General features: G+C 44.9%; 18 protein-coding genes. 16 read left to right on the plus strand and 2 right to left on the minus strand.

All coding sequences use genetic code 11. The features are described 5' to 3' along the window. Positions 1 to 106: 106 nt before the first annotated feature. Positions 107 to 1,129: a Fe(3+) ABC transporter substrate-binding protein gene (locus A3729_RS04600; protein ID WP_156490469.1), complete on the minus strand. Its 1,023-nt coding sequence runs from the start codon at positions 1,127 to 1,129 to the stop codon at positions 107 to 109. Positions 1,130 to 1,290: 161 nt separating this feature from the next. Between A3729_RS04600 and A3729_RS04605 the strand changes: the two genes are divergently transcribed. From A3729_RS04605 to queF, 6 genes are all read left to right on the plus strand, one after another. After that, complete coding sequence (locus tag A3729_RS04605) at positions 1,291 to 1,896, plus strand: hypothetical protein (RefSeq protein ID WP_068508954.1); 606 nt, start codon at positions 1,291 to 1,293, stop codon at positions 1,894 to 1,896. Between the two features lie 247 nt (positions 1,897 to 2,143). Beyond that, positions 2,144 to 3,466, plus strand: coding sequence for an HD-GYP domain-containing protein (locus A3729_RS04610; protein WP_068508956.1), 1,323 nt, complete (start codon positions 2,144 to 2,146; stop codon positions 3,464 to 3,466). A 99-nt stretch (positions 3,467 to 3,565) separates the two neighbouring features. Next, positions 3,566 to 4,201 carry a tRNA-uridine aminocarboxypropyltransferase gene (locus A3729_RS04615; RefSeq protein ID WP_068508958.1) on the plus strand — a complete coding sequence of 212 codons (636 nt, stop codon included), beginning with the start codon at positions 3,566 to 3,568 and terminating at the stop codon, positions 4,199 to 4,201. Positions 4,202 to 4,327: 126 nt separating this feature from the next. After that, positions 4,328 to 5,260, plus strand: coding sequence for an ABC transporter ATP-binding protein (locus tag A3729_RS04620; RefSeq protein ID WP_068508960.1), 933 nt, complete (start codon positions 4,328 to 4,330; stop codon positions 5,258 to 5,260). Position 5,261: 1 nt separating this feature from the next. Then, entirely contained in the window at positions 5,262 to 6,035 is a 774-nt protein-coding gene (locus tag A3729_RS04625) for an ABC transporter permease (RefSeq protein WP_068633283.1), read from the plus strand. 79 nt (positions 6,036 to 6,114) lie between these two features. Continuing rightward, positions 6,115 to 6,981 carry an NADPH-dependent 7-cyano-7-deazaguanine reductase QueF gene (queF, locus tag A3729_RS04630; RefSeq protein WP_068508964.1) on the plus strand — a complete coding sequence of 289 codons (867 nt, stop codon included), beginning with the start codon at positions 6,115 to 6,117 and terminating at the stop codon, positions 6,979 to 6,981. A 14-nt stretch (positions 6,982 to 6,995) separates the two neighbouring features. Here queF and A3729_RS04635 read toward each other — a convergent pair whose 3' ends face one another. Beyond that, complete coding sequence (locus tag A3729_RS04635; protein ID WP_231872322.1) at positions 6,996 to 8,420, minus strand: adenylate/guanylate cyclase domain-containing protein; 1,425 nt, start codon at positions 8,418 to 8,420, stop codon at positions 6,996 to 6,998. Between the two features lie 203 nt (positions 8,421 to 8,623). On the opposite strand from A3729_RS04635, the gene A3729_RS04640 reads away from it, so the two are divergent. The 10 genes from A3729_RS04640 to flgJ all read left to right on the plus strand — a co-directional run bounded on the left by A3729_RS04640 (position 8,624) and on the right by flgJ (position 17,903). Further along, on the plus strand, positions 8,624 to 9,214 hold the full coding sequence (locus A3729_RS04640; RefSeq protein WP_068508969.1) for a nitroreductase family protein: 591 nt from the start codon (positions 8,624 to 8,626) through the stop codon (positions 9,212 to 9,214). Between the two features lie 225 nt (positions 9,215 to 9,439). After that, complete coding sequence (flgB, locus tag A3729_RS04645) at positions 9,440 to 9,847, plus strand: flagellar basal body rod protein FlgB (RefSeq protein ID WP_068508978.1); 408 nt, start codon at positions 9,440 to 9,442, stop codon at positions 9,845 to 9,847. Between the two features lie 2 nt (positions 9,848 to 9,849). Continuing rightward, complete coding sequence (gene flgC, locus A3729_RS04650) at positions 9,850 to 10,293, plus strand: flagellar basal body rod protein FlgC (protein ID WP_068508971.1); 444 nt, start codon at positions 9,850 to 9,852, stop codon at positions 10,291 to 10,293. Between the two features lie 13 nt (positions 10,294 to 10,306). After that, positions 10,307 to 10,987: a flagellar hook assembly protein FlgD gene (locus tag A3729_RS04655; RefSeq protein ID WP_068508973.1), complete on the plus strand. Its 681-nt coding sequence runs from the start codon at positions 10,307 to 10,309 to the stop codon at positions 10,985 to 10,987. 72 nt (positions 10,988 to 11,059) lie between these two features. Continuing rightward, positions 11,060 to 13,024: a flagellar hook-basal body complex protein gene (locus A3729_RS04660; protein ID WP_068633285.1), complete on the plus strand. Its 1,965-nt coding sequence runs from the start codon at positions 11,060 to 11,062 to the stop codon at positions 13,022 to 13,024. Between the two features lie 124 nt (positions 13,025 to 13,148). After that, positions 13,149 to 13,892, plus strand: coding sequence for a flagellar basal-body rod protein FlgF (gene flgF, locus A3729_RS04665; RefSeq protein ID WP_068511763.1), 744 nt, complete (start codon positions 13,149 to 13,151; stop codon positions 13,890 to 13,892). A gap of 179 nt (positions 13,893 to 14,071) precedes the next feature. Beyond that, positions 14,072 to 14,857: a flagellar basal-body rod protein FlgG gene (gene flgG / locus A3729_RS04670; protein WP_068511766.1), complete on the plus strand. Its 786-nt coding sequence runs from the start codon at positions 14,072 to 14,074 to the stop codon at positions 14,855 to 14,857. Positions 14,858 to 14,891: 34 nt separating this feature from the next. Next, positions 14,892 to 15,590 (plus strand): flagellar basal body L-ring protein FlgH, encoded by a 699-nt coding sequence (gene flgH / locus A3729_RS04675; RefSeq protein WP_068511767.1) that lies wholly within the window; start codon positions 14,892 to 14,894, stop codon positions 15,588 to 15,590. Then, positions 15,590 to 16,747, plus strand: coding sequence for a flagellar basal body P-ring protein FlgI (locus A3729_RS04680; RefSeq protein ID WP_082865169.1), 1,158 nt, complete (start codon positions 15,590 to 15,592; stop codon positions 16,745 to 16,747). The genes flgH and A3729_RS04680 overlap by 1 nt, the downstream gene beginning before the upstream one ends. A gap of 43 nt (positions 16,748 to 16,790) precedes the next feature. Then, on the plus strand, positions 16,791 to 17,903 hold the full coding sequence (gene flgJ, locus A3729_RS04685) for a flagellar assembly peptidoglycan hydrolase FlgJ (RefSeq protein WP_082880499.1): 1,113 nt from the start codon (positions 16,791 to 16,793) through the stop codon (positions 17,901 to 17,903).

Genomic DNA, 17,903 nt, shown 5'->3' on the forward strand with positions numbered 1-17,903 from the left:
ATTCGAGTTACGCCGAGCTGAGCAAGATACATTAAAAACGAAAAGCGGCATAGTGCCGCTTTAGTTTATTTTTCTAAAAGCCATGGCCTTAGCTTATCTAGAGTCATTATTCATCGAAGGCAACTTCATCAACTAACTGTGCTGCACGCTTTCTTAGATTAGCAATATCTGCGAGTGGCAGTGTATCTGACTTGAAGGAACCCCAAGACTTTACCAGGCTCGATGGTTCAACCTTAGTATTAACCGGATACTCGAAGTTTTGTTCTGCATAGAGGCTTTGCGCATAGTCCTGTGTTAGGAACTCCATTAGCTTGATTGCACTTTCTTTGTTTGGTGCGTGTTTAGTAAGTGCTACGCCACTGATATTCACGTGGGTGCCTCGGTTGCCTTGGTTAGGAAAGGTTAGGTGGACAGAGTTTGCCCAAGCAACCTGTGCTTTGTCGTTTAACATTTTGCCGAAATAATAATTGTTGCCAAGTGACAGGTCACAAATACCCTCGTTGATTGCTTTTACTTGTGCTCGATCATTTCCTTGAGGACGTCTCGCCAGGTTGTCTTTTACACCTTGTAACCAGGTTTTTGCTTCTGCTTCGCCGTGATGAGCGATCATTGATGCGATCAGCGCAAGGTTGTAAGGGTGCTTGCCGCTTCGGGTACAGATACGGCCTTTCCAGACGGGTTTGCTCAAGTCTTCATAGTTTTGAATGTCAGCTAGGTTAGCGCGCTCTTTTGACGCATAGATAGAGCGAGTACGTGTCGTTAAACCAAACCAACGGTTTTCTGGGTCGCGATATTGTACCGGGACATTCTTTTGTAGCGTTTCTGATTCAACAGCTTGAACCAAGTCTTTGTTGGTCACTTCCATTAAACGGCCAATATCGACAGTGAAAACTAAATCGGCAGGGGAGTTGCGTCCTTCACGAGTCAGGCGTTCAGCTAAACCTTTCTTAGCAAAAACTACATTAACCTTAATACCGCTTTGTTCGGTAAACTTATCGAACATAGGTTGAACCAGAAAGGGCTGGCGGTAAGAGTATACGTTAACCTCTTCACTGCTTGCTGAAACAGTTGTCGTGAATAAGGAAGAGAGAGTTAGAAGGGTGACGCAAATAAAGCGAGACAGAGCCATAAATAAATATTCCTAATATAGTTTCCATAAAGTAATGCGAATCATTCTTAAATAAAAAGAATTGTTAGTCAAGAATTTAAAGCATTTAACTTGATGGCTATCAAGTCAACTAAGCGATAAAATGCCATTTAAATATTGAGCTTTGGAGTAAAAGAGCGCTAATGAAGAGTTTCTCCCGCTTGCTACTAGTCGGACTGTTTGCTTTCTTAACGGCTTGTGCAACCACAGATTATCAAACGCATTATGGTTGGTTTATGGCGGAAAACTCTGCTGGCGAACTTAGACAATTTAGAGTTTATTGGCAGTCTGTTCGTTATGAAGGTTGGACAAGTGACGAGCTTCGCCCAATGCCGGTAGTGATTGAGGCGCAATGTAGCGAGCGGAAAGTTCACTTGTTTGACAGCTCGTTTGGCCCCGGCCGCCGCTGTAGTGATCGCCAAGGTGAAGGAATTGTTTTCTGTGGTCGTTCAGAAGTTGATGTGAATCGACGTGGCTTAGAGATAGAGAATAACTCCCTATGTGCAACGATTACCGATAGACAGGGCTCAAGTAGTATTCTGGATTTGGAGGGAGAAGTCCTCATTCACATGTCTTGCCGCCCAAAACGAACACAAAAAATACGAGGCGGTAAGAAAATAAATATAGATTACCTGCTTAGTTCTCAGCAGCCTTATATCGTCTCTACCAAGAAGGTAAAGGGCGGCGATATTGAGCAATTAGTTCCCGAATTATTCAACCACTCTTCTGTCTGTGACCCGGATGCCTAATATTTGATGGAAGGACGACTTTACTTGGTTACAAATCTAACTGCTAATTGATTAGATCTTGATCTATATTTAGAGTGTAAAAGCTATTTTTGAATAGATGCTAGTGTGACCGGTTTGGCATTGATAAGAAACAACCGGGTATTGTTACCTGAGCTTACATAAGCCAACGCTACGTAGTGGTGTTGCCTGAAGATATTGTCAAAAATGTAAGGAAGATAACTAAAAGACCAGCTTAGTAGGTATTGTCATGTCGACAAATCGTTTAAAACTCGAAGTAAATGCGCTGAAGGAAGGCATGTTCGTCGCGGACTTGGATTGTCCGTGGCATGAAACGCCTTTTCCTCTACAGGGCTTTTATATTCGTATGGATGACGATGTAAAGGCTTTGAGCGAATACTGTAAATTTGTTTATGTTGACGTGAAGCGAGAAAAGGTCAAAACGGTTCATGCGAATCACGCTGTGCCTAGTTCTGAAAAAGGTAAAAAGGGTATCTCTGGAAGTTCCGAGAATAACCCCGAAATAGAACTCCCTCCCATTGTTGTCAAAGCTCCTCATCACTATGAAGCAAGCGTCTCCATTAACAAAGAAGTTGCCCGCGTAGAAAAGCTTCATCGTCATGTATACGATGCGATTGACCAGGTGTTTCTCACTGTCGAGCAAGGTGGTGATGTAAGCATTAAAGAAACCGAGTCAGTTGCTAAAGGTATGGTCGAAAGCGTTATTCGTAATCCCGATGCCCTGGTTTGGCTGTCTAAAATGAATGAAATAGATGCTTATAGTTATCAGCATTCGGTGAAATCCTCTATATGGGCTTTAGTTTTGGGGCGTCATATGGGCTTGAAGAAGGAGATGCTGGAAACCTTAGCTTTGGGTGTTTTATTGTCGCATATTGGTAAGGCTAGAGTTGCGCAAAAAGTACTTGATGCCTATCCGGACCTTGAGAGTAGCCAACTATCAGCCTATCAGCAATATGTTGAAAAGAGTGTCGAGTTACTAACTGAGATAGAAGGTTTACCTTCTGGCGTTGCATCAATTGTTGAATTTCACCAAGAAAGACACAATGGTACCGGTTACCCGAAAGGTGTGACGGGTGAGCGCATTCCTTTGTTAGCTAAGATTGCCGGTTTGGTTGATTATTATCAGGAGTTGATTACACCGCGTGATGACGAACTGGGTATGTCTCCTTATGATGCTGTTGCCCGTTTATACGAGCTGCGTAATATCGCTTTTCAGAAAGATCTTGTTGAGCGCTTTATTGAAGCGGTAGGCGTATACCCTACAGGTACATTGGTTGAGCTAAGTTCTGAGGAAGTGGGTATTGTAACCGGGCATAATGAAGATCGCCGCTTACAACCGAAAGTAATGGTTGTACTCGATGCTCAGAAGCGAGCAATGAAGTGCGGTAAAGTGGTAGACCTAAAAGAGGTAAACCGCGATAGAAATGTTTTAAGCATTAAAGACAGTTTACCTAAGGGAGCTTACGACATAGATGAGCAGCGGTACCTGTTATCCGGTGCAACCTCTAAATGGAGTTGGCGACACTTGGCATCCTCATTCGCGTCTGGCTAATTTGTTATTCTCTTCTGGGCGAGCAAGCCTAATAAAACTTGATAAAAGGCAGTTTGATGATTCACACTGCCTTTTTTATTGGCTGAAAGAAGATAAGCGATGGCGAGAGTGTATTGTCAACGGTGCAATAGGCCTGAAAAAGTTTGCTTGTGTGCATCGATAAGCAAACAGAGCAACACAAGAACTCTGATTATTTTTCAGCACGATGACGAACAAAAGAAGCCGCTTTCGACTGTGCCATTAATCCAGCAGGGGTTATCTGGCGTAGAGGTGCTGAACGGCCTAAGATTTGACCGAGAAAAATGCTTCTCTTTGCTAGCAAAGCATGGCGCTTGCAGCCCTTTGCTGTTGTATCCTGAGTCGCTATCTGATGACGAAGAACATCTTGTATTAGATCTGAGCGATCTAGCTTCACCGCTTTTAAAGTCGCTACAACAATATGATTCGCTAGTTATCCTCGATGGCACCTGGAGGAATACCCGGGAGCTGGTTTTGGTGAATACTTGGCTGCAAAGTTTGCCGACACTCGCCCTGTTAAATGCCGGGAAAAGTCGCTATCGTATCCGCAAATCGACACATGAGTTTTCATTATCAACAATTGAAGCGGTCGCAAAAGTGCTGCCCCTATTGGATGAAAATATTGATAGCGAAACTTTGTTGAAGCCTTTTGAGAAAATGATTGATCAGCAGATTCAATATATGGGAGAAGAGGTCTTCCTGCGAAATTACCGATAGGATGCAGAACCCTTTCTTCGAGATAAGCGGATATTCATTCCTTGGTGACTTGAAATTCCTTTGCCTAACCCCAAGATAGAGCACTCCACTTTACCTCTCTACTTACAAGCAGGCACTAAACAAATCATGCAAAACGCTCTAGAGATTCGCGGCTTAAACAAAACTTATGGTAATGGTCATGTCGCTTTGCAGAATGTCAGTGTCAGTGTCGAGCAGGGTGACTTCTTCGCTTTATTGGGGCCTAACGGTGCGGGGAAATCAACGACACTTGGTATTGTTTCTTCCTTGGTTAATAAAAGTTCTGGAGAGGTCAAAATATTTGGCCACGACATCGATAAACAGTTGGTTAAGGCAAAGACCTGTTTAGGTGTGGTGCCTCAGGAGTTTAACTTCAACCAGTTCGAGAAGGTCCGTGATATCGTTATTACTCAGGCTGGTTATTATGGTATTCCCGTTTCAGAAGCTGAGGAAAGTTGTGATCATTATCTGAAGAAACTGGGCTTGTGGGATAAACGGAATGAACCATCCCGTATGCTCTCCGGGGGTATGAAGAGAAGGTTAATGATCGCCAGAGCTTTAGTGCATAAGCCTAAATTGCTCATTCTTGATGAGCCCACAGCGGGTGTAGATATCGAATTGCGACGCTCAATGTGGGAGTTTCTAAAGGAAATCAATGAGCAGGGTACGACAATTATCTTAACGACGCACTACCTGGAAGAGGCGGAAGCGCTATGCCGCAACATTGCGATTATTGATCAAGGGAAAATTCTGACAAATACCAGTAAGCAATCTTTATTACAGCAATTGCATCTGGAAACCTTTGTGCTAGAACTTGATAAACCCATGAGCACTGTTCCTTTGCTAGAGGGCTTTGAGGCAAGACTTAACGAAGAGGGCCTGCTAGAAGTTGATGTGCGCAGTGAGCAAAATATAAATGATCTTTTTTCCAAGTTGGACAGTTTGAGTATTCAGGTCAGGAGTATGCGTAACAAGGCAAACCGCTTAGAAGAGTTGTTTTTGGATTTGGTTGAGAACGCCAAAACGCAGGAGGAAGTGTAAGATGAATGCGCATCAGGTATGGGTCGCTTTCTTGACTATTGTGACCAAAGAGGTTCGTCGCTTTACTCGTATATGGGTACAAACATTGTTGCCACCGGCGATAATGATGGCTTTGTACTTCGTCATCTTTGGCAACTTGATTGGCCCGAGAATTGGTGACATGGACGGTTTTGACTACATGGACTTTATTGTTCCCGGCTTAATCATGATGTCAGTGATTACTAACTCCTATGCTAACGTAGTGTCCTCTTTTTTTAGCATGAAGTTTCAACATAGCATTGAAGAAATTCTGGTCTCACCTGTACCTAACTGGGTAGTCTTGTCCGGTTATGTGATGGGCGGTGTTGGTCGCGGTATATCTGTTGGTCTGATCGTGACACTACTGTCGCTGGGTTTTACCGATTTACGTGTTGAAAATATCGCCGTAACGGCCAGCATTGTTATTCTGACGGCTATCCTGTTCTCGATAGGCGGTTTTATCAATGCGATTTATGCGACAAAATTCGATGACATATCGATAGTGCCAACGTTTATATTGACGCCACTTACTTACTTGGGGGGTGTTTTTTATAGTATCAGTTTGTTGCCTGAGTTCTGGCAGGGGGTCTCCCAAATTAACCCTATACTGTATATGGTTAACGCTTTTCGCTATGGTATTCTTGGTGTAAGTGATGTCGATATTGGTATTTCATATTTGATGATTTGCGGATTTATCGTAATAGGCTTTTCTTATGCGCTTTACTTATTGAATCGCGGAAAAGGCATAAGAGCGTAATATGATTTTGCCTCTAAGCTAATATATAAGAATCAGTACATAGCGTAGTTTTTTCACTTTCAGAACTTAGGAGTAAAAAGTGACGGATGCTCATCAAAGCCAATTAGGTAAAGGGACTGAATACGATCAAAGCTATTCACCCGAGATACTTTTTCCCTTAGACCGAAAACAAAATCGTGAAAGTCTGAACCTGAGTGCTGATATTCCTTTTCATGGTGAAGACCGCTGGACCTGTTACGAGCTGTCCTGGCTTAACTCAAAAGGTAAGCCTCAGGCAGCGATCGCGTACTTTAGCATTCCATGTGATTCGCCATACATGATTGAATCGAAGTCTTTTAAGCTTTATTTGAACTCTTTCAACCACCTTTCTTTCAAAGATGCTTCGGCTGTAGAGCGATTGTTAAGTAAAGACTTAAGTGCTGCGGCCGGTGGAATCGTTTCTGTAGAGGTTCTTGCATTAAAAGATACAAGACATCATGTGGCAGAGAATTTATGCCAGGGAAGTTCAGCAGAAGAGTCTTTATATGCTAGCGCAGAGTGTATTGATGAAATAGATGCGGAAGACTTTGAATATCAGCCGAACCCTGAGCTACTCAAAACGGTGCCAGGTGGGGTTGAGGTGAACGAGACGCTCTACTCTGACTTGCTTCGCTCGAATTGTCCTGTGACGGGGCAACCAGACTGGGGGACTGTATTTATTCATTACGCGGGGCAGCAGATAGATCGCGAGAGCTTACTAAAATATATTGTATCTTTTAGGCAGTGTCAGGACTTTCATGAGCATTGTGTCGAGCGAATCTTTATTGATTTACTGCAATATTGCCATTGTGATTCTTTAAGTGTTTATGCGCGCTACACTCGCCGAGGTGGCTTGGATATCAACCCCTACCGCGCAACAGCAGATCTTAAGGCGAGAACGGAGAGCCTGAGAACTCCAAGGCAGTAACGAGCGTTATTGTGTTAGCTGTCTTTTAGTTTCTCAGTTGCTTTTTCAAGGGCATGGACGATAGCGTCTTTATTAGTGTCGTCTATTTTTCCGGTATCCAGATACATCGCAAACCCTTCAGCTTCATGCTCTATGAAGCTCTGACCGGCACCGATATCGCGTCTAAGGTCAACGATTTGATAAATCGGAACGGGTCTAGCGAAGCCTTTAACGGTAATCTCTCCCTTATCACGACACATAACCTTATCTTTTATCAGAGAGAAAGTTTCGTAAGAAACCAGGATTTCGCCTGGCTCTGATAGTGCTTCCAAGCGAGAAGCCAAGTTAACTTCCTTGCCGATAATGGTGTAGTCCATGCGGTTTTCAGCGCCAAAATTTCCTACAGTGCTGAAGCCCGTACTGATCCCAATCCGAATTTGCAGTGGCGTCTTGATTCCTTGGCTCTTCCACTTTTGACGCAGTATCTTCATGTGCTTACGCATCTCAATTGCCATGGAAACACAAGCCATCGTATCTTCTTTAGCGCCACGACTGGTTGGGTCACCAAAGAAAATCATAATACTGTCGCCAATAAACTTATCGATTGTGCCGCCGTATTTTAAGGCGATTTGCGACATTTCGTTGAAGTAGTTGTTCAGCAGCTCGGTCAAACCTTCGGGTTCCATTTCTTCCGACAGCTCTGTAAAACCTTTGATGTCAGAGAAGAAGATAGATAGACGCTTGCGCTGTGTTTCCAGGCGCACGTCACGTTCGCCGGTAAAAATTGACTGCCAGACTTGTGGAGATAGGTATTTAGCAAGCTTGTGAGAAAGCGATATAGACTGCTCTCTTTGTGTCTGAATCTGGTGCTTGGCCTTATGTAAGGCTTCGGCTTGTTGGTGGGTATAGTAAGCAGTAACCGAGACATAGACTGTAGCGCTAATACCGGCCACTAGATCGACAATCATTGGTGCGTGAGGCGCGAAGTCAAGGCCGAATATCATGGAGGAAATAATGGTGGAGGTAAGTAAGATTAGGTTGCCTTTGAGCCAGGTCGACATACCTCCAACGACGATGAAGCTAAAACTCGCCATGAGAATATTGAATATGGTTGCCGTCGGGCTGAAGTCAATTAGTACAATAATGACACCGACCAAAGCGCCATCTATTAGTAGTGTGTTCTCACGTGCTGCAGCGCTTTGCTCTAGCTTTAAATGTCTAATAACAAAGTAAAGAAGGTGTGGCCATAACATGGCCGCAGGAATAAACCAGATCAAGTAGTCGTGGAAATGTCCTTCAAGAACACCGACCGCCATCGTGATACTAGACGTCAAATAAGCCAAAACCCTGCCGTTGTATGCGGGCATGACTGACGGTGGCGTATCTATTTTGTCGGTGGAGTGTTGTGTCGCCTTATTCTGTGTTGACGATTTTTTATTAGATATTTTCAATGGGATCATTTTTTCATACATCTCTGATAAGCAGCAAAGGTTATCAGTTCCCTTATATATAGACAAATTTTGCTTACACTGTTTTAATTTCGTTCTTGGGAAATAGCGCTTGCACTAAGGTTTCGTGATCTAAATGTGGTTATATCATTATGTTCACCTGAAAAGAATAGTGCAGGTTAGGTAGCTTATATTAAAGCAGGAGATACGCGGGTATGAATGAGCATAAAACAATTGATGAGGCGGGCTCTCATGCGGTGTTGGAAATATTGAAGTCCAGGGTTTCTCATCCTCGCTTGAGTGCTCCAGCCCCAAGCCCTGATCAAATGGAAACTGTTTTTCAAGCAGCGCTTAGGACGCCTGACCATAAATGCTTAAAGCCATGGCGATTTCTTGTGATCGAAGGGGACTCGTTACATCGTCTGGGTGATTTGTTTTGTCAGGCTGCTGAAGCGAATGAGGGAAAGCTTAGTGAAGCGCAAGAAAATAAATACCGCTCAATGCCGCTTCGAGCGCCCAAGATCATCGTTGCTGTGTCCAAAAACATCGAACACCCTAAAGTACCTTTCGAAGAGCAGGTTGTGTCCTGCGGCGTTGCGGTGGGTTATATGTTGTTAGCGCTTCAGGCGCAGGGCTTTGGTGGTATTTGGCGTACCGGAGAAATGGCATTGAATGGCGACGTGAAGCAAGGCCTGGGTTTATCGCTCGAGGAGTCTATCGTGGGCTTCTTATATATTGGTACACCGCTTGCCGAAGCCAAAAAGTTAGCGCCTGTTGCTAGTAAGGATTACTTTGTCCCATGGTAGTGCTCGGCGATTTTCCTCTGACTATAAATTGGGTCAACCCAGGTGATATCTTCGCTTGTTCCCTCAAAAAACGGCAAATCTAAAAGGATAGGAATTGCCGATCTAAAAAACTCCATAAAACCATAAGTATTTGATTTTTAAGTATTAAAAAAATATTTATTGGTTGGCATCGCAATTGCTTTATCTAATCGTAGAAACTTTATGATGAAGCAAGTGGGAGTATCGATGTCGATTTCATTCAGCAATGCATTAGGAATTCACGAACAAGCGCTGGAGTTACGTGTTAACCGTGCTGAGGTGTTGGCTAATAACTTGGCTAATGCAGATACACCCGGATTTAAGGCAAGAGATATAGACTTCAAAGCGGTCCTGGGTAATGAAATGGCTAGCCAGGGAGGCGCAAAGTCTCTCGAGATGGCGACCACGAACGGACAGCACTTGCCTCATGCTAACTCGAGCGGAAGCAATGAGTTGCTTTATCGAACGCCCAGCCAGCCATCTGTTGACGGTAATACCGTTGATACCCAAGAAGAAATGGCAGAGTTTATGAAGAATACCTTGCAATACCAATCCAGCTTCCAGTTTTTGAATGGCAAGTTCAAGTCACTAACCAATGCGATTCGGGGTGAATAAATATGTCTCTTAGTCAGATTTTTGATATTGCCGGATCCGGCATGGCTGCTCAATCTATTCGCTTGAATACCACTGCTAGTAATATTGCTAATGCAGACAGTGCGGCAAGTAGTATTGATGAAGTATATCGCGCCCGAAAGCCCATCTTTTCGGCTGTCCAAGAAGATGCCATGCGCCAGGCAGTTGGTGGGGATTTCTTACAGCAGACGCCTGAGTCGGTAGGTGTTGAAGTAAAAGGGATTGTTGAAAGTGATGCACCTTTGGATATGCGTTACCAGCCTGACCACCCGTTGGCTGATGAGCAGGGATATGTGATGTACCCGAATGTAAATGTCGTTGAAGAGATGGCTGACATGCTTTCTGCTTCTCGAAGCTTTCAAACCAATATTGATGTAATGGATGCGGCAAAAACAATGATGCAGCGTTTGTTAACGCTAGGTCAGTAAGGGGCTAAATCTTATGACAGATATAAATACAACGGTGTCTTCTGCTGATGCTTTATCAGACTACCGCTATGAACCGACGACCAAAACACAAGGTTCGTCTGATCTAGGTCAGAATGAGTTTATGGAGTTGATGATTGCCCAGATGGAGAATCAAAGCCCGCTGGACCCTCAAGATAATGGTGAGTTCATTTCTCAGTTAGCAGAGTTTAGCTCTCTTGAAGAAATGCAGAAACTAAGTTCGCAAGTAGAAAGTTTTGCAACCCAGTATCAGTCTAGTCAGGCTTTGCAGGCTTCTGCAATGGTTGGGCGAACGGTTTTGGTGCCAGGTACTGAAGCTCCCATGGCGGCAGACGGAACAATTAGTGGATTGGTTGATCTTGAAGCCAGTACAGGTTCATTAAAGGTAAGTATCTTTAACGGTTCTGGTGAGTTGGTTAATCAGGTGGATATGGGGCAACAACTTGCCGGTTCTGTACCATTCTCGTGGGATGGAACAAATAGCAAGGGGGAGCAGATGCCCTATGACAATTACACGATCGCTGCTGAATCGAATCAAGGAGGAGATGTAAGTCAAATTACGACCTTGCTTTCCGCCAATGTGAGTAGCGTATCGATCGGGACTGGTGGTGCCATTTCGCTTAACTTAGCCGGTATGGGCGCTATTCCTTTAGAAGATGTTAGAGAGATTAACTAGGCATGAGTATGTGTCTGGCGTGCGAAATAATTGTAATCATTACGACAAAAAGAATCAGAAGAGAGGTGTAGTATGCCGTTTAACGTTGCATTAGGTGGGTTGAGAGCATCCTCCACGGACTTGGAAGTTACGGGTAATAACATTGCGAACGCGAGTACTGTTGGTTTTAAGCGTTCGCGTGCCGAGTTTGGTGATGTTTATTCCAATAGTTTTTTCGGCAGGGGGGCTACCTCAACGGGAGACGGTGTCGCAGTACAAAATATTCGACAGATGTTTGGTCAGGGTAACGTAAGCCTTACTGACAATAACCTGGACTTAGCAATTACCGGAAAAGGCTTTTTCGTGCTTAGTGATCAGGGTGAGGCCAAATATTCGCGTGCTGGTCAGCTAGGTGTGGATAAAGATGGTTTCATGGTCAATAACACGGGTATGCGTGTCCAGGGCTTTCAGGCTGATGAAGGTGGGACGGTATCGGGAGTTCTGGGTGATCTGGTTGTTGATGCGAATGATCTGCCTCCATCAAGATCAACTAATGTCGAAGCAGCTTTGAATCTGGATTCTTCAGAAGAAGCTTTGACTCAGAGTGGCACAACGATTAACTCGAACGGTGCAACGGATGTTGGTGTAGCACAAGCAGGAATTGTGAATGGCTATGCGAGTCAGGATATCGAAGTGACCTTTCCGGATGGCACGTCGCAGACCATTACAACGACTGCGGAATCAACTGCCGGGGCAATTGCATCTCAGTTTTCGCTTTTAGAAGGTGTGGATGCGACTGCTAGTACCAGCTCTACAATAACCTTAGCTGGATATGATAATGCCTCAGGAAATATGAGTATTAGCTTAAACGGAATTAGTTTCCAGCCAGCCGGTGCAACAGATGCATTGCAATTGGCCGACTTGGGAACTCGTATTAACTCGTCTGCGTTGGTGGGGGTTACCGCCGTCATAGATAGTGCTACTGGTGATTTGCAGATTATTCAGGATCAAGGAGCTAACTTGGTATTCGGTTTTGCGGGTGTCTCGGGCGATAGTTTTGAGGTTCTTGGGAGTGATGCCGCGGCGACGCCGGTAGTGCTTGACCCTGATGCTGTTCCTGCCGTTTTGAATGCGACTGTAGGTGGTGGAGTTAGCATTGTACTTGACGAGGGGGTCGTTGCGACCAACTTAAGTGCCTCAACGCCCGTCATTACCAACTTTACCGGTGCGCCTTTTGTTAATAACCAATTTTCACCAACGGATCCTGGTACCTATAACCACGCGACGTCAACGACTATTTTTGACAGTCTTGGTAACTCTCATGTTTTGACCATGTATTTCGTTAAGCAGCAGTCTTCGTTGTCGGGAGAAAATACCTGGCAAATGCATGTGCAGGTGGATAACCAGGATGTTGGAGATCCATTAATTGGAACAGATGCATCGCGAGCGACTTATAATTTGGTATTCCGCGATGACGGTACTTTAAATGAAACATTGTCAGATGATGTTTTGATTTCTAATTGGGACCCTTTAGATAGTCAAGGCAATCAAAATGGGGCGGCACGACCTTTGAATGTTGTGGATGGCGGGGTTTTGCCGATTCCTCAGCCGCCAACTAGCTCAAACTTTGAGGTAGATGTATCATCGTTTACTCAGTTTGGTAGCCCGTTTGCTGTAAATGACTTAAGTCAGAATGGTTATACCACAGGTCGATTAGTCGGTCTGGATGTCGATGAGTCGGGTGTCATTCTGTCTCGTTTCTCCAACGGTGAGTCTTTGGTTCTAGGGCAGGTAGCTTTGGCTAACTTCAATGACGTAGAAGGCTTATCACCTGATGGCGATAGTGTTTGGGTGCAGACTTTTGCTTCGGGTGACCCGATTGTCGGGGCGCCTGGTACGGCGTCTTTGGGTCTATTAACGGCCTCTGCAGTTGAGCAATCGAATGTTGATTTATCTGCTGAGCTGGTAAATCTGATTGTTGCGCAGCGTAACTATCAGGCCAACTCCAAGACCATTGAGACGGCCGATACAATCCAGCAAACTATCTTGAATATCTAGTACTGAATTTCGCTCATAGCCTTCCTTGTTTGGGTTGGCTAGATAATTGCAGAGCTTAGGCTAAGGCGTTTGCAGTGTCCGTTTCTTTGACGCTGCGTATTGTTTGATCCTAATGGTGAAGTAAATGGATAAAGCGTTATATATTGCAATGAGTGGTGCCAAGCAGAATATGCTGGCGCAGCGCGCTCATGCCAATAATTTGGCAAATATTAATACGACGGCGTTTAAAGAAGATTTCGCTCAGGCGCGTGCTATGCCGGTGTTTGGCGAGCATCATCCATCGAGAGCCTATGCCTTGACCGAAAGGCCGGGAACAAATTTTGAGGCGGGTCCCCTGAATCAAACCGGCAACCCTTTGGATGTTGCGGTAAAGGGTGATGGATGGATTGCGGTTCAGGCCGCAGATGGTTCGGAAGCCTATACCCGGGCAGGCGACCTGCAGGTAGATGTCAATGGGCAGCTAAGGGCTGGCATTGGTTTGCCTGTTTTGGGTAATGGTGGTCCAATTGTTTTGCCGCCTTCGGCAACTGTTGAGATTGGTGCTGACGGTACGGTTTCGGTTCTTCCTTTGGGTGGTGGAGCTGTTGGCTTAGCGGCGGTTGATCGAATTAAGCTAGTTAATCCCGACCCTGATATGATCGAAAAGAAAGAAGATGGTCTATTGCATATGAAGGGTGATGAGCCACCGGCAGTTGCTGACCCGAACATCAAACTGGAAACGGGGTTTCTGGAAGGTTCTAATGTAAATGCGGTATCGTCTTTAACAGATATCCTATCTCTATCGCGACAGTATGAGCTTCAAGTTAAATTAATGAGCCAGGCTGATCAAATTTCTCAACAAACGGCACGTTTGTTGCAGTTCTCCTAGTAAGACCTGAAAAACGTCATAAAAGCGGCACGTAGTTGCAGATTTATAGAGTGCTGATTTTTTGACTGCTTCGTTAGCGGTATTTGCTTACTAGCTTTAAATAAGGGGTATCACAGATAGCCCTTAAACGCTTCAGGTCTGATTGATTCGCAGTAGAATTTCAATTTGGGAGAAGCATCATGCATCCAGCTCTTTATGTCAGTAAAACCGGTCTAAGTGCACAAGATATGTCCTTGACCACGATTTCCAACAACTTGGCGAATGCTAGTACGGTTGGCTTTAAGCGTGATGAAGCGGTTTTTCAGGACCTGTTGTATCAGGTGAAAAGAGAGCCAGGTGGCTTGAACTCACAAAACTCTCAATTACCATCTGGTCTCCAGCTCGGTACGGGTGTCAGGATCGAAGGGACGACTAAGCAATTTACCCAAGGCTCCTTAGAAGTGACTGACCAGGCTCTCGATTTAGCCGTTAATGGTAGAGGCTTTTTCCAAGTTATATTGCCAGATGGCTCGACCAGTTATACCCGAGATGGGCAGTTCCAGGTTAACTCAGATGGCCAAGTCGTCACTGCTGGTGGCAACCTATTAGAACCCGCCATCACTATTCCACAGAATGCTTCTTCAGTGACGATCGGCGAAGATGGCATTGTATCGGTCAGTATTTCTGGTGAAACCACTGCACAGCAAGTTGGCCAGATTAATACGGTCGACTTTATTAATCCCCAAGGTTTGAAAGCGCTAGGGAATAACCTGTTTGCTGAAACTGAAGCCAGTGGTAACCCTCAAGGGGGCACGCCGGGCTTGGCAGGTTTTGGTGAGGTTAAGCAAGGCATGCTAGAGCAATCGAACGTAGATACGGTGCAAGAGCTGGTCAGCATGATTACTGTCCAGCGCGCCTATGAAATGAACTCAAAAGTTGTGTCTACGGCTGACCAGATGCTCCAGTACATTGGGCAGAACCTGTAATACGCGCTTAGTTGTTTGAGGGGAAGGTGATTATATGAGGCAGATTAATCAAGTATTCAAAGCAGTGCTAGGCCTGAGCTTGGTCGTGTTGACTAGTGCATGCAGCATCATGACTCGTGAGCACCCTTTGCCCAATGACCCGGCTTACGCTCCTGTACCTTCGAGTGCGCTGAAATCAGGTGAAATGGTGACGGGGTCGATCTATCAGGTTAACCGAAACTTTAGTATGTATGGTGATCAGGTTGCCTTAAACGTTGGTGATATTCTGACGGTTACCTTGCAAGAAAACACCAGTTCATCCAAGTCAGCAGATACCAGCTATGACAAAGATGATGAAGTGACTTTTAATGAGGCAACCATTCTAGGCAATGTTATTCAAAAACATGGTTTGAGCCTTTTGACTAATCCTAGCTTAGAGCGAGCGTTTGATGGTAAGGCATCTAGTGATCAGAGCAATAGCTTGAGCGGTAGTATTTCAGTCACAGTTTCAGAAGTTTTGCCAAATGGCATTCTTCGAATTCAGGGAGAGAAGTGGCTGCGCTTGAACCAGGGAGATGAATATATTCGTTTAACCGGTTTGGTGAGGCCGCAAGATATTGGCACAGATAATACGATCCCGTCTTCTAAGGTTGCTGATGCTCGTATTGCCTATGGTGGAACAGGAGATTTTGATGATGTTAATCGTCAAGGCTGGTTGTCCCGATTCTTCAACAGTGAATGGTGGTTCATGTGATGTCTTATAGTGTAAAGGCTTCTTACAAAGCTACTGCAGCGGGTATCGCTTCTTTAGTTAGCTCGTTCTGCCGCTCCAGTTTATTGTTGCTGGGTTTTGCTTTGGTTAGTTTTGACGTTAGCGCGGATCGTTTAAAAGATATTGCCAATGTACAGGGGGTTCGTTCGAATCAGCTGGTTGGTTATGGTTTGGTTGTCGGTTTAAGTGGTACAGGAGATAACACGCCTTTTACTAGCCAGACCTTCCGCAACATGATGAATAAATTTGGTATCACCATTCCTGAAGGTGTGGATCCGAAGTCAAAGAATGTAGCAGCGGTTTCAATTCATGCAGAGCTTCCGCCTTTCGCTAAACCTGGGCACAAGATTGATATCACAGCCTCATCGTTAGGAGACTCCAAGAGCCTTAGAGGTGGTAGCTTATTGATGACTCCGTTAAAGGGCGCAGATGGGCGCGTTTATGCGCTTGCTCAAGGCAGCCTTGTCGTCGGTGGTTTTGGTGCTGAAGGTGCCGATGGCTCCTCTATTCAGGTTAACGTTCCGAGTGTGGGACGGATTCCTAATGGCGCGACGGTTGAACGAGCCATCGCATCTCCTTTTCATCGTGGCGACACATTAACCTTTGATTTACATCGCCCGGACTTCACAACGGCGATGAATTTAACCAAGAAGATTAATGACTTGCTAGGGCCTAATACAGCGTACGCCAGCGATGCAGCTTCGATTACCGTCAAAGCCCCTCGCGATGCATCTCAGCGAGTTAGCTTTTTGTCGATGCTCGAAAATATGAATGTTGAAACAGGGGAAGAAGCGGCGAGAGTGATTATTAACTCTCGTACCGGCACCATCGTTGTCGGTCAGAACGTTAAGGTGCTTCCAGCTGCGGTTACCCACGGAAGTCTTTCGGTAACAATTACTGAAGACCCTGCAGTCAGTCAACCAAATCCGCTTGGAGGTGGTCAGACGGTTGTCGTACCACGCTCCGATGTTGATGCAGAACAAGAACCTAGTCGAATGTTTCAGTTTGGCCCTGCAGCGACGCTGAGCCAGATTGTTCAAGCGGTTAATCAAGTTGGTGCTGCGCCAGGAGATATCATGGCTGTACTCGAAGCCTTGAAGCAGGCTGGTGCCTTAAAAGCAGATTTAATTGTTATATAGAAAGAAATATAAGCAAAGCCATGTGGAACCTTAGAGGTTAGTGATGAATAGCGCACTGATGAGTCAGATAAATAATCCGATGATGATGGCGACTGATAATATAGGGAATCAGTTGCAGAACAGTGCTGCCCGTTTTAATAAGCATACCCAGGGCTTAAATGACTATAACAATCTCAATGCTCTGCAGTCTCTTAAGCATCAATCCAAGACAGATAGAGACGGCGCCCTAGATGCTGCCGCCAAACACTTTGAATCGATATTCGTCTCGATGATGATTAAAAGTATGCGCGATGCTAATAAGGTATTTTCTGAAGGAAACCTATTGCAAAGCAACCAATCAGACTTTTATCAGCAGATGTTTGATAGCCAGATGGCAGTAAGCTTATCAACTGGTAAAGGTATTGGTCTGGCTGAAGTGATCAAGCGACAAATGTCAAAAGGCGTAGGTGGTGAAGAGTCAGATTTAAGTTCCTATCCATTAACCTCTCAAGACAAATCTTTTTCTCTGAAAGACTATGCGCGCCAGCCATTTGTTAGCGCAGAGAAAATTGCAAAGATTGAAACGGCAATGAATCAAATTGATCAGACGATTGCTAGCCTGGACTCAGATAAAGTTGCTGAATCAAGTAAGTTAGACTTCAGTTCTCCCGATCAATTTATCGCTTCTCTTTATCCCTATGCTAAACAGGCAGAGCAAGAAACAGGTATTGATGCTCGTCTAATGTTGGCTCAGTCAGCACTGGAAACTGGTTGGGGTAAACGAGAGATCTTAAATTCTGATGGTAGTCCTAGCCATAATTTATTTGGTATTAAGGCGCAAACAGGATGGACGGGTGACAGCACAAATATAACGACGACTGAATATCGAAATGGTGTCGCAGTGAAGGAGCGCGCAGACTTTAGGTCTTATTCGGGTTACCAGGAAAGCTTTTCAGATTATGCGCGTTTTTTGAGTACTAATGCCCGATATGAGCAAGCGCTCGAGAAAGCGGGTGATCCGTATGACTTTGCACACGAGCTACAAGATGCCGGCTATGCAACCGACCCAGACTATGCCAACAAGATTAATCGTATTATTGATCGTTATATGAATATTGATGAACTTTCTAGTCTGGACCTTGGCTCTACCGCAAGCAAATTAGGAATTGGAGGCTGA

This window comes from Oleiphilus sp. HI0043 (assembly GCF_001634935.1).